We start from the raw sequence: 13,382 nt of genomic DNA on the forward strand, positions 1-13,382 counted from the left end.
CATGTTTGTGACGACTACCTCGCGACCCATTGCCGCCCTGAAATCCAAGACGAAAACGGACATCACCGACGGACTTCGTTTCGGCCGGTTCCCCATCACGGCTGTCCAGCCCGTGGTTGAGGGAGGCCGGTTCCCGGCGAAGGCTTTGCCCGGGGAGGACCTGGTTGTTGGTGCCACGGTGTTCCGTGAAGGCCACGACCAGCTTGGTGTGTCCGCCGTGGTGCTGGACCCGCGTGGCCGTGAACGCCAGCGCGTTCGCCTGGCCCCCGCCCAAGGCGAGGAGTGGAAGGGCCTTGACCGCTGGGAGGGCCTCATCACCCCCGGTGGTACCGGTGCGTGGTCCTTCGTCATTGAAGCCTGGCACGATCGCTACGGCACCTGGCACCACAATTCCGAGGTAAAGATCGCTGCCGGCGTTGACGTGGAGTTGATGCTTGCCGAGGGCGCGGCCCTCCTGGAAGAGGCAGCCGACGACGCCGGTCGTGCCGGCGCTGACAAGCGCACCCTGCGTGCCGCTTCACTCGCGCTCGCCGACACCACCAAGACAGCCGAGGAACGCCTTGCTGCCGGCTTCAGCCCCGGGGTGCTGGCCGCCGTCGAACGCCTTCCCATCCGTGAACTGGTGACGGTTTCCCAGCGGTACCCACTGCAGGTTGAGCGAGACCTGGCCGGGCGGGCCGCCTGGTATGAGTTCTTCCCCCGTTCCGAAGGTGCGGTGCTTGACCACACCACAGGCGTGTGGACGTCCGGCAACTTCCGGACTGCCGCCAAGAGGCTGGACGCCGTGGCAGAGATGGGCTTTGACGTCATCTACATGCCGCCCATCCACCCCATCGGTGTCCAGCACCGCAAGGGCCGCAACAACACCCTGACTCCGGGGCCGAATGATCCGGGTTCGCCGTGGGCCATCGGGTCCAAGGACGGTGGCCACGACGCCATCCACCCGGAACTGGGTACTTTCGAGGACTTCGACGCCTTCGTGGCGCGCGCCAATGAGCTGGGACTCGAGGTGGCCCTGGACCTTGCGTTGCAGGCAGCTCCGGACCACCCCTGGGTTACGTCCAATCCCGAGTGGTTCACCACCCGCGTGGACGGTTCCATTGCCTACGCGGAGAATCCTCCGAAGAAGTACCAGGACATCTACCCCCTGAACTTCGACAACGACCCCGCCGGCCTTTCCAAGGAAATCCTGCGGATCGTCCAGCTGTGGATCAGCCACGGCGTGAAGGTCTTCCGGGTGGACAACCCGCACACCAAGCCGGTGTGGTTCTGGGAATGGCTGATCGGGAAGATCAACAAGAAACACCCCGACGTCGTTTTCCTCGCCGAGGCTTTCACCCGCCCGCCCATGATGCACGCACTGGGCCGCGCAGGGTTCCAGCAGTCGTACTCGTACTTCACCTGGCGGAATACCAAGACTGAACTGGAAGAGTACTTCCACGAGATCAGCCACGTCAGCCCGGCGTATTTCCGGCCCAACTTCTTTGTGAACACCCCGGATATCCTCACGGAGTACCTGCAGTTCGGCGGTCCGGCCGCGTTCAAGATCCGCGCAGTCCTGGCCTCGACGGCCAGCCCGCTGTGGGGCGTCTACGCCGGATTCGAACTGTTCGAGCACGTGGCCCGTCCGGGTGCCGAGGAGTACATCGACAACGAGAAGTTCGAGATCAAGGCCAGGGACTGGGAAGGCGCTGCGGCATCCGGAAGGACCCTGGCCCCGTATATCACCCGGCTCAACGCCATCCGTAAGAACCACGTGGCCTTGGGGGACCTGCAGAACCTCACCCTGCACCACAGCACGGATGACGCCACCGTTGTGTACTCCAAGCACAAGACGTTGCCGGACGGCACCAAGGACACCTTGATCATTGTGGTCAACGTGGATCCGCACAACACCCGCGAAAGCACGGTGTCCCTGGACCTTGCCGCCTTGCAGCTGGACCCCGCCGACCTCAATGAGGACGGCCGGTACAGGGTGGATGACCTCATCAGCGGCCAGAGCTGGGAATGGGGAGAGCACAACTACGTCCGCCTGGATGCCCACGTTGAGCCGGCCCACATCCTGAGCATCCGGAGGCATCCTTAGTGAGTTTCACTCCGCAAAACCCCAGCCAGTACTTCACTCCGAAGAACACCTTCGAGTTGAACGCCCCCGGTCTCCAGCATGATCCAACCTGGTACCGCAAGGCAGTTTTCTATGAAGTACTGGTGCGGGCCTTTGCGGACGCCAACGGGGATGGTTCCGGCGATTTCCATGGGTTGATCGAAAAACTGGATTACCTCCAGTGGCTTGGCGTCGATTGCCTGTGGCTGCCGCCGTTCTTCCATTCCCCGTTGCGCGACGGCGGTTACGATATTGCCGATTACACCTCCGTGCTGGACGAGTTCGGCACTATCAGCGACTTCAAACGCCTGGTGGCCGAGGCCCACGCCCGTGGTGTCCGGGTGATCATCGATCTTCCGTTAAACCACACCTCGGACCAGCATCCCTGGTTCCAGGAATCCCGGAAGGACCCCACCGGGCCCTACGGCGACTTCTATGTGTGGAGCGATACGGATGAGAAGTACCAGGACGCCCGCATCATTTTTGTGGACACGGAGGAATCCAACTGGACCTTCGATCCCATCCGCCGACAGTTTTTCTGGCACCGCTTCTTCGGCCACCAGCCTGACCTGAACTTCGAGAACCCCAAAGTCATTGAAGCCCTCTTCGACGTGGTGCGGTTCTGGCTGGACCAGGGAATCGACGGCTTCCGGGCCGACGCCATCCCGTACCTTTTCGAAGAAGAGGGCACCAACTGCGAGAACCTGCCGGCAACGCACGGCTTCCTGCGTGACCTGCGCCGGATGGTGGACGAGAACTATCCAGGCCGGGTGATCATTGCCGAGGCCAACCAGCCGCCGGACGAGGTGGTTGAGTATTTCGGGACCGAGGAAGCCCCGGAGTGCCACATGGCGTTCCACTTCCCCATCATGCCCAGGCTGTACTACGCGTTGAGGGACCAGAAGGCCGCCCCGATCATTGAGACCCTCCGCGATACCCCGGATATCCCCAAGGGTGCACAGTGGGGGACTTTCCTGCGGAACCACGACGAATTGACGCTGGAGATGGTCCCCGCGGAGGAACGCGCCGCAATGCTGGGCTGGTATGCGCCGGATCCGCGCATGCGGGCCAACATCGGCATCCGGCGGAGGTTGGCGCCCTTGCTGGATAACTCCCGTTCCGAGATCGAGCTCATCAACGCGTTGCTGCTGTCCCTGCCGGGCAGCCCCTTCCTGTACTACGGGGACGAGATCGGCATGGGGGACAACATCTGGCTGGATGACCGCGATGCCGTCCGCACTCCCATGCAGTGGAACCCGGACCGGAATGCGGGGTTCTCCGGCGCGGATCCCGGAAAGCTCTACCTGCCGGTGATCCAGTCCCTGGTCTACAACTACAGCATGGCCAACGTTGAAGCTGAGGCCGCCCACTCGGGCTCGCTGCTCCGCTGGACGCGCCAGATCCTCAGCGTGCGCAAGAACCACCCCGTGTTCGGTCTGGGTGCGTTCCGGCACATTGAGGCAGACCACGAGGTCGTGCTGGCCTACGTGCGGGAGCTGCCTACCGGCAACCCGGAAGGGGAGGACGCGGAAACCATCCTGTGCGTCTTCAACCTCTCCCAGCACCCGGTTGCAGCCACCCTGGACCTTCCCGAGTTCGCGGGCCGCGGCCTGCGAGATATTTTTGGCGGCCAGCCGTTCCCGGCCGTCGGAGACAACGGTCACCTGACCGTGATGCTGGGCAGCCACAGCTTTTACTGGCTGCGGGTCCGCTCGGCGTTTTCCAATCCATCGTCGCCATATACCCAGGCGATCCCTGTGGTGACCTCCAAAGGATGAGATGAGCAAGGCACACTTGAACCCCATCATTGAAGGACTTCTGCGGACCTGGCTTCCCGGCAAGCGCTGGTTCCCGGTCAACAGCCCCGATTTCGCGTTGGAACGCGTTGGCGGTTTCACGCTGCCCAACAGCAGCGGCGGCGCCGTGCTGGAGATCGTGCTGCTGGCGGTGACGTACAGGACGGCCGACGGCGGTCCCCGCACCGATGTTGTCCAGGTTCCGTTGAGCTTCCACCGCCAGCCCGTGGCTGAGGCAGCTCCGGCCCTGGTGGGGGAGTACAAGGATCCTGAGTCGGGCACGCAATGGGTGTACGACGCCGTGTATGACCCCGGGTTCGCCACCGCGTGGTTGTCCTTCATGCGCAGTGAATCGTCCCTGCCGGAAGGACTGGCCCAAGGCCACCTCACCCGCGGCCGCGCAACACTCCCTGGAACGCCCACCTCGGTGCAGGTACTTTCCGGAGAGCAATCAAATACGTCCATCATCGTCAGCGACGGCCAATCGTCGGCCATTGTGAAGGTCTTCCGGGTGCTCGCCGCAGGCAGGAACCCCGAAGTGGAGCTGGGGGCGGCGCTGACTGCGGCCCACACCACCGAGGTTCCCGCGACGCTCGGCTGGATTACCGGCACATGGGACCAGCCGTCGTCGGGGGCCTCGTTGGATGCCACGGGTGACTTGACCGTGGCCCACGAATTCCTGGTGGGCGGGCAGGATGCCTGGCGGCTTGCAGTTGAGGCAGCAGCAACCGGCGCCGACTTCACGTCCCAGGCCCGCGGGCTCGGAGCGGCAACCGCGTCCGTGCACGCCCGCTTGGCAGAAACGTTCGGCACCAAGGACGGCGGCGAGCATGGGAGCGACATCATCGCGGCCCTCACCCGGCGGGTCCGCCAGTCGTGGGCTGAGGCGGGGTCCGCCGTCGGATCCTATGACCAGAACCTCAACGAACTGCTGGCCACCTTGGATGCCGGGGACGTGGGCCGGCTGCAGCGGGTCCACGGCGACCTTCACTTGGGCCAAATCCTGTGGGTCCCGGAATCCGGTGGAGACACTGGCCGCTGGGCCATCCTGGACTTTGAAGGTGAACCCCTGCGGACCATTGAGGAGCGCAATTCCCCGGACCTGCCCCTGCGGGATGTCACTGGCATGCTGAGGTCCTTCGACTATGCAGCGGGTGCAGCCACGCGGGAGAATCCGGCCGCCGTGGTGCCCGAAACCTGGGTGGATGACTGTGCCGCAGCGTTCCTGGAGGGCTACGGAGATGTGACCCCCGGAACCATTGACCGCCGCTCGCCGCTGTTTGTGGCATTGTGGCTGGACAAGGCCTTATATGAGGTGGTCTACGAGCTGAGAAACCGGCCCGATTGGCTGGAAATCCCGGTTAATGCATCACGACGGATCCTCGACACTACAGGCCGCGGAAAGCACGCGGCAGCTACAGCGGAAGGTAATGACATGACTGGCTCTGCACGCACCGAACGGCCGCGGGTTCCACTGCACGTGGATTCGGAGACCTTGGAACGCGTGGCGGCCGGCGCTTACCACGCCCCGCATTCCGTACTGGGTGCGCATCTTGACGATCACGGCCACGTGACGGTCCGGACCGTGAAGCACTTGGCCACTTCCGTCACCGTGGTGACTGAGGCCGGGCGCACCGAAATGAGCCACGAGGCCCATGGTGTGTGGGTTGGCGTCCTGGAGCCGCTGCAGCCCGGCCACGTGCCGGACTACCGTTTGGAAGTGGCGTACGACGACCAGACCGTCACCATCGATGACCCGTACCACTACCTGCCCACCGTGGGTGAAGTGGACCTGCACCTGATCGGAGAGGGGCGCCACGAGCGCCTGTGGGATGTCCTGGGCGCGCACGTCCAGCATTACCGGTCTTCCCTCAGCGAGGTGGACGGCGTGTCCTTCGCTGTGTGGGCTCCCAATGCGCAGGCAGTGCGCGTCAAGGGTGACTTCAACGGCTGGGACGGCCGCTCCCACGGCATGCGTTCCCTGGGCTCGTCGGGAGTATGGGAAGTCTTCATCCCCGGCGTTGTAGCAGGGGCGTGCTACAAATACGAGATCCTGACCAAGGGTGGGGAATGGCTGGAGAAGGCCGACCCCATGGCGTTTGGTACCGAGGTGCCCCCGCTGACGGCATCCCGGGTTGTTGACGCCGGTTACCGGTTCAAGGACTCGGAATGGATGGCCGCCCGCGCAGCCAAGGATCCGCACAACTCACCCATGAGCGTCTACGAGGTCCACCTGGGCTCGTGGCGGCTGGGCCTGGGCTACAAGGAGCTCGCCAAGGAACTGGTGGACTACGTCAAGTGGCTTGGCTTCACCCACGTTGAGTTCATGCCCGTGGCGGAACACCCGTTTGGCGGATCCTGGGGCTACCAGGTGACCTCCTACTTTGCGCCCACGTCCCGGTTCGGGCACCCGGACGAGTTCAGGTTCCTTGTGGACTCCCTGCACCAGGCCGGAATCGGCGTGCTGCTGGACTGGGTTCCGGCGCACTTCCCCAAGGACGCCTGGGCTTTGGCCAAGTTTGATGGTCAGGCCCTGTACGAGCACTCCGACCCGGCACTGGGCGAGCACCCCGACTGGGGAACGCTGATCTTCGACTTCGGCCGGAGCGAGGTCCGCAACTTCCTGGTGGCCAATGCGCTGTACTGGCTGGAGGAATTCCACATCGATGGACTGCGTGTGGACGCGGTTGCCTCCATGATCTACCTGGATTACTCACGCGAGGAAGGCCAGTGGCGGCCCAACAAGTTCGGCGGCCGCGAAAACCTCGAGGCGATTTCCTTCATGCAGGAAGTCAACGCCACGGTGTACAAGTCCCACCCCGGTGCCATCATCATTGCCGAAGAGTCCACGGCTTTCCCCGGGGTCACTGCCCCCACCGATCACGGCGGCCTGGGCTTCGGCCTCAAGTGGAACATGGGCTGGATGCACGATTCCCTGAAGTACATCTCCGAGGATCCCATCAACCGCAAGTGGCACCACGGCACCATCACGTTCTCCCTGGTGTACGCGTTCACGGAGAACTTCCTCTTGCCCATCAGCCACGATGAGGTAGTGCACGGCAAGGGCTCCATGCTCCGGAAGATGCCCGGTGACCGGTGGCAGCAGCTTGCAAACCTCCGCAGCTTCTTCGCCTACCAGTGGGCGCACCCTGGCAAGCAGCTCATTTTCATGGGTACCGAATTTGGCCAGGAAGCCGAATGGTCGGAGCAGTACGGCCTGGACTGGTTCCTGGCCGACATCCCGGCACACCGTGGCCTACAGCTGCTGATCAAGGACCTCAATGAGCTTTATGCCGCGACTCCGGCGTTGTACCAGCGGGACAACGAGGCCGGCGGTTTCCAGTGGATCAACGGCGGGGATGTGGACCACAACGTCCTCACCTTCATCCGCTGGGATCACGACGGCAAGCCCCTGGTCTGTGCGATCAACTTCTCCGGCGCACCCCATCACGACTACATCCTGGGCGTACCGTCCGCCGGCGAGTGGAACGAAGTCCTGAACACCGATGCCGGGCAGTATGGCGGTTCGGGTGTGGGGAACACGGGTTCGTTGAAGGCCGCAGCCCCCGGGACCGATGGCCAGCCGGCCGCATTGTCCGTGACACTGCCGCCGCTGGGAGCAGCCTGGTTCACCCTGGCAGACTGACCCTCTCTCACATCACCACCCGTTTTGGGCGTCCTTCTCTCACATAACGGCCGCTTTCTCGCAACGCTCTCTCACTCCGGTGGGGGAGCGTTGCTGGTTCCGCACACCTTTGGTTTGCGGCCCGGTTGGCAGGCAAACGCTCGACGACGGCGGCCGTCACCAACGCGGCTTTGCCAACGGGGGCAAAGTGTGGGTATAGTTAGTACCCGCGCTGCTCCACTGGTTGAGACCGCAAACTGACAAGAAACCGCAAGGAAAAATCAAGTCAGTCTTGCCGATTTGACCGCAAGGGATGCAGCCGGTAAGTTTGAAAAGTTGCTCCGGAGCGATCTTGGACCCTTTTGGGTGTGGGTGGTGCCGGTTAGTGTCTGTTGTTTGAGAACTCAATAGTGTGCCAAGTTTGTTGATACCGATTGTTTTATTGATTGGTTGAAATTATGGCTGGATCATTGCGCACCCCCGTGTGTGGTGGTCTGGTTTTCAGCTGGTTTCGAATTTTGTGCAGCCGCGTTTTGCCGTTATTTCCGGTGGGTGTGGTTGTGTCTGTTATTTTTCAACGGAGAGTTTGATCCTGGCTCAGGATGAACGCTGGCGGCGTGCTTAACACATGCAAGTCGAACGATGATCCCAGCTTGCTGGGGGATTAGTGGCGAACGGGTGAGTAACACGTGAGTAACCTGCCCTTGACTCTGGGATAAGCCTGGGAAACTGGGTCTAATACCGGATACGACCATCTGGCGCATGTCATGGTGGTGGAAAGCTTTTGTGGTTTTGGATGGACTCGCGGCCTATCAGCTTGTTGGTGGGGTAATGGCCTACCAAGGCGACGACGGGTAGCCGGCCTGAGAGGGTGACCGGCCACACTGGGACTGAGACACGGCCCAGACTCCTACGGGAGGCAGCAGTGGGGAATATTGCACAATGGGCGCAAGCCTGATGCAGCGACGCCGCGTGAGGGATGACGGCCTTCGGGTTGTAAACCTCTTTCAGTAGGGAAGAAGCCGTAAGGTGACGGTACCTGCAGAAGAAGCGCCGGCTAACTACGTGCCAGCAGCCGCGGTAATACGTAGGGCGCAAGCGTTATCCGGAATTATTGGGCGTAAAGAGCTCGTAGGCGGTTTGTCGCGTCTGCTGTGAAAGACCGGGGCTCAACTCCGGTTCTGCAGTGGGTACGGGCAGACTAGAGTGCAGTAGGGGAGACTGGAATTCCTGGTGTAGCGGTGAAATGCGCAGATATCAGGAGGAACACCGATGGCGAAGGCAGGTCTCTGGGCTGTAACTGACGCTGAGGAGCGAAAGCATGGGGAGCGAACAGGATTAGATACCCTGGTAGTCCATGCCGTAAACGTTGGGCACTAGGTGTGGGGGACATTCCACGTTTTCCGCGCCGTAGCTAACGCATTAAGTGCCCCGCCTGGGGAGTACGGCCGCAAGGCTAAAACTCAAAGGAATTGACGGGGGCCCGCACAAGCGGCGGAGCATGCGGATTAATTCGATGCAACGCGAAGAACCTTACCAAGGCTTGACATGAACCGGTAATACCTGGAAACAGGTGCCCCGCTTGCGGTCGGTTTACAGGTGGTGCATGGTTGTCGTCAGCTCGTGTCGTGAGATGTTGGGTTAAGTCCCGCAACGAGCGCAACCCTCGTTCTATGTTGCCAGCGGTTCGGCCGGGGACTCATAGGAGACTGCCGGGGTCAACTCGGAGGAAGGTGGGGACGACGTCAAATCATCATGCCCCTTATGTCTTGGGCTTCACGCATGCTACAATGGCCGGTACAAAGGGTTGCGATACTGTGAGGTGGAGCTAATCCCAAAAAGCCGGTCTCAGTTCGGATTGGGGTCTGCAACTCGACCCCATGAAGTCGGAGTCGCTAGTAATCGCAGATCAGCAACGCTGCGGTGAATACGTTCCCGGGCCTTGTACACACCGCCCGTCAAGTCACGAAAGTTGGTAACACCCGAAGCCGGTGGCCTAACCCTTGTGGGGGGAGCCGTCGAAGGTGGGACCGGCGATTGGGACTAAGTCGTAACAAGGTAGCCGTACCGGAAGGTGCGGCTGGATCACCTCCTTTCTAAGGAGCTGCTAGCAACTGGTTGCTGTGCCTGTATGGGTGTGGTGGTGGTTGTCAGTGTTGCCCATTGCGCAGGCGTCTGTTCTGCGGTGGGTGCTCATGGGTGGAATATCAACGAATCATTTTTTTTGGCATGGTCTTCTGTGCTGTGTCCTGGTGTGAGTACGGCAACGTGCGTCTTCCTTTGTGGGGGGTGTGGTGTTGTTGGGAAAGCGTTCCGGGGTGTGGTGTGTGGGGGTTGTGTTTGGCGCACTGTTGGGGTTCTGAGGCAACAGGACCTTGTGCAGCAATGCATGGGACGGTTGTTTCTGTGTTTCCTGCTTCTGGTTCTGTTCTTGCACGTGTGTGTGGGGGTGGTCTGGTTGATGGGGTTGTTGTTTGAGAACTACATAGTGGACGCGAGCATCTAAGAACACACATGCCTGTGGTGTGGGTGTTCTTATACAGCAATTTCTTATGAATGAACCCTGGGCCCAAGTGGCTCGTGGTTCTCTCGAGTAAGTTTTTGATCTTTGTGTGGTCAAGTTTTTAAGGGCACACGGTGGATGCCTTGGCATTAGGAGCCGAAGAAGGACGTAGGAATCTGCGATAAGCCTGGGGGAGTTGATAACCGAGCGTTGATCCCAGGATGTCCGAATGGGGAAACCCCGCACAACGCTGCAAGGTGATTGTGTGACCCGCATCTGAACACATAGGGTGCGTGGGGGGAACGCGGGGAAGTGAAACATCTCAGTACCCGCAGGAAGAGAAAACAATAGTGATTCCGTTAGTAGTGGCGAGCGAACGCGGATCAGGCTAAACCGTTTCATGTGTGATAGCCGGCGGGCGTTGCATGGGCGGGGTTGTGGGACTTTCCGTTCTGGTTCTGCCGGACCAGTGAGGTGATGTGCGTGCATAGGTGAACGGTCTTGAAAGGCCGGCCAGAGAGGGTGTGAGCCCCGTAACCGTAATGTTGTGTGCAGCCTGGAGAGTATCCCAAGTAGCACGGGGCCCGAGAAATCCCGTGCGAATCTGTCAGGACCACCTGATAAGCCTAAATACTTCCTAATGACCGATAGCGGACCAGTACCGTGAGGGAAAGGTGAAAAGTACCCCGGGAGGGGAGTGAAACAGTACCTGAAACCGTGTGCTTACAATCCGTCGGAGCAGTCTTGGTTACTGTGACGGCGTGCCTTTTGAAGAATGAGCCTGCGAGTTAGTGTTACGTCGCGAGGTTAACCCGTGTGGGGTAGCCGTAGCGAAAGCGAGTCTGAATAGGGCGAGTGTAGTGGCGTGATCTAGACCCGAAGCGGAGTGATCTACCCATGGCCAGGTTGAAGCGACGGTAAGACGTCGTGGAGGACCGAACCCACTTCAGTTGAAAATGGAGGGGATGAGCTGTGGGTAGGGGTGAAAGGCCAATCAAACTCCGTGATAGCTGGTTCTCCCCGAAATGCATTTAGGTGCAGCGTTGCGTGTTTCTTGCCGGAGGTAGAGCTACTGGATGGCCGATGGGCCCTACAAGGTTACTGACGTCAGCCAAACTCCGAATGCCGGTAAGTCAGAGCGCAGCAGTGAGACTGTGGGGGATAAGCTTCATAGTCGAGAGGGAAACAGCCCAGACCACCAACTAAGGCCCCTAAGCGTGTGCTAAGTGGGAAAGGATGTGGAGTTGCGAAGACAACCAGGAGGTTGGCTTAGAAGCAGCCATCCTTGAAAGAGTGCGTAATAGCTCACTGGTCAAGTGATTCCGCGCCGACAATGTAGCGGGGCTCAAGTACACCGCCGAAGTTGTGGATTTCACACAGTACCCTAGCCTTCGTGGTTCAGGGGTGTGGAGTGGTAGGGGAGCGTCGTGTGGGCAGTGAAGTCGCGGTGGAAACCAGCGGTGGAGCCTACACGAGTGAGAATGCAGGCATGAGTAGCGAAAGACGGGTGAGAAACCCGTCCGCCGAATGATCAAGGGTTCCAGGGTCAAGCTAATCTGCCCTGGGTAAGTCGGGACCTAAGGCGAGGCCGACAGGCGTAGTCGATGGACAACGGGTTGATATTCCCGTACCGGCGAAGAACCGCCCATGCCAAGCGGGGGATACTAACCGCCCGGAGCCTGCCCTAGCACCCTTGTGGTGTGTGGGTTTTGGCCGAGCGCGGGACCTGATCCCGGGAGGTAAGCGTATTAACAGGTGTGACGCAGGAAGGTAGCCGGGCCGGGCGATGGTTGCCCCGGTCTAAGGATGTAGGGTCAGGGATAGGCAAATCCGTTCCTGTGTGCTTCGAGCACGATCCTGAGATCTGATGGGACTCCCGTAAGGGGGGATCCGGTGATCCTATGCTGCCGAGAAAAGCATCGACGCGAGGTTCTAGCTGCCCGTACCCCAAACCGACACAGGTGATCAGGTAGAGAATACCAAGGCGATCGAGAGAATTATGGTTAAGGAACTCGGCAAAATGCCCCCGTAACTTCGGGAGAAGGGGGGCCTGCCCCGTGATACAGACTTGCTCTGTGGAGCGGGTGTGGGCCGCAGAGACCAGGGGGAAGCGACTGTTTACTAAAAACACAGGTCCGTGCGAAGTCGCAAGACGATGTATACGGACTGACTCCTGCCCGGTGCTGGAAGGTTAAGAGGACCGGTTAGCCCTTACGGGCGAAGCTGAGAATTTAAGCCCCAGTAAACGGCGGTGGTAACTATAACCATCCTAAGGTAGCGAAATTCCTTGTCGGGTAAGTTCCGACCTGCACGAATGGAGTAACGACTTCCCCGCTGTCTCAACCATAAACTCGGCGAAATTGCAGTACGAGTAAAGATGCTCGTTACGCGCAGCAGGACGGAAAGACCCCGAGACCTTTACTATAGTTTGGTATTGGTGTTCGGAGTGGCTTGTGTAGGATAGGTGGGAGACGTTGAAACCCGGACGCCAGTTCGGGTGGAGTCATCGTTGAAATACCACTCTGGTCACTTTGGACATCTAACTTCGGCCCGTGATCCGGGTCAGGGACAGTGCCTGATGGGTAGTTTAACTGGGGCGGTTGCCTCCTAAAAAGTAACGGAGGCGCCCAAAGGTTCCCTCAGCCTGGTTGGCAATCAGGTGTCGAGTGTAAGTGCACAAGGGAGCTTGACTGTGAGAGAGACATCTCAAGCAGGGACGAAAGTCGGGACTAGTGATCCGGCGGTACATTGTGGAATGGCCGTCGCTCAACGGATAAAAGGTACCTCGGGGATAACAGGCTGATCTTGCCCAAGAGTCCATATCGACGGCATGGTTTGGCACCTCGATGTCGGCTCGTCGCATCCTGGGGCTGGAGTAGGTCCCAAGGGTTGGGCTGTTCGCCCATTAAAGCGGTACGCGAGCTGGGTTTAGAACGTCGTGAGACAGTTCGGTCCCTATCCGCTGCGCGCGCAGGAAATTTGAGAAGGGCTGTCCTTAGTACGAGAGGACCGGGACGGACGAACCTCTGGTGTGTCAGTTGTACTGCCAAGTGCATCGCTGATTAGCTACGTTCGGATGGGATAACCGCTGAAAGCATCTAAGCGGGAAGCTCGCTTCAAGATGAGATTTCCATACACAATTTGTGTGAGAGGCCCCCAGCCAGACCACTGGGTTGATAGGCCGGATGTGGAAGCGAGGACTAAAGACTCGTGAAGCTGACCGGTACTAATAGGCCAACAACTTACACCACACACAAAAAACACTGCACGCGTCCACTATGTGGTTCCCGAACAACAACCGTTCACAGGAACCAACAAACAACTACATAACAACCAAGCACCACAGTTGTAACC

At 60.0% G+C, this 13,382-nt stretch carries 3 protein-coding genes and 2 rRNA genes; all 5 read left to right on the forward strand.

The features are described 5' to 3' along the window. Position 1 precedes the first annotated feature (1 nt). The 5 genes from JOE60_RS03815 (at position 2) to JOE60_RS03835 (ending at position 13,279) form a co-directional block, all read left to right on the forward strand. Complete coding sequence (locus JOE60_RS03815) at positions 2-2,086, forward strand: alpha-1,4-glucan--maltose-1-phosphate maltosyltransferase (RefSeq protein WP_167265674.1); 2,085 nt, start codon at positions 2-4, stop codon at positions 2,084-2,086. Then, the gene (treS, locus tag JOE60_RS03820) at positions 2,086-3,882 is read left to right on the forward strand and encodes a maltose alpha-D-glucosyltransferase (protein WP_167264983.1); all 1,797 of its coding nucleotides are present in this window, start codon (positions 2,086-2,088) and stop codon (positions 3,880-3,882) included. The genes JOE60_RS03815 and treS overlap by 1 nt, the downstream gene beginning before the upstream one ends. A 1-nt stretch (position 3,883) precedes the next feature. After that, complete coding sequence (locus JOE60_RS03825; RefSeq protein WP_167264982.1) at positions 3,884-7,546, forward strand: 1,4-alpha-glucan branching enzyme; 3,663 nt, start codon at positions 3,884-3,886, stop codon at positions 7,544-7,546. A gap of 553 nt (positions 7,547-8,099) precedes the next feature. Next, positions 8,100-9,621: ribosomal RNA gene (locus JOE60_RS03830) — 16S ribosomal RNA — on the forward strand. Between the two features lie 518 nt (positions 9,622-10,139). Continuing rightward, positions 10,140-13,279 (forward strand): 23S ribosomal RNA (locus JOE60_RS03835). Together the 16S and 23S rRNA genes form the textbook arrangement of a ribosomal RNA operon. The last annotated feature ends 103 nt before the right edge of the window (positions 13,280-13,382 follow it).

Source organism: Paenarthrobacter ilicis (genome assembly GCF_016907545.1).
Classification (GTDB): Bacteria; Actinomycetota; Actinomycetes; order Actinomycetales; family Micrococcaceae; genus Arthrobacter; species Arthrobacter ilicis.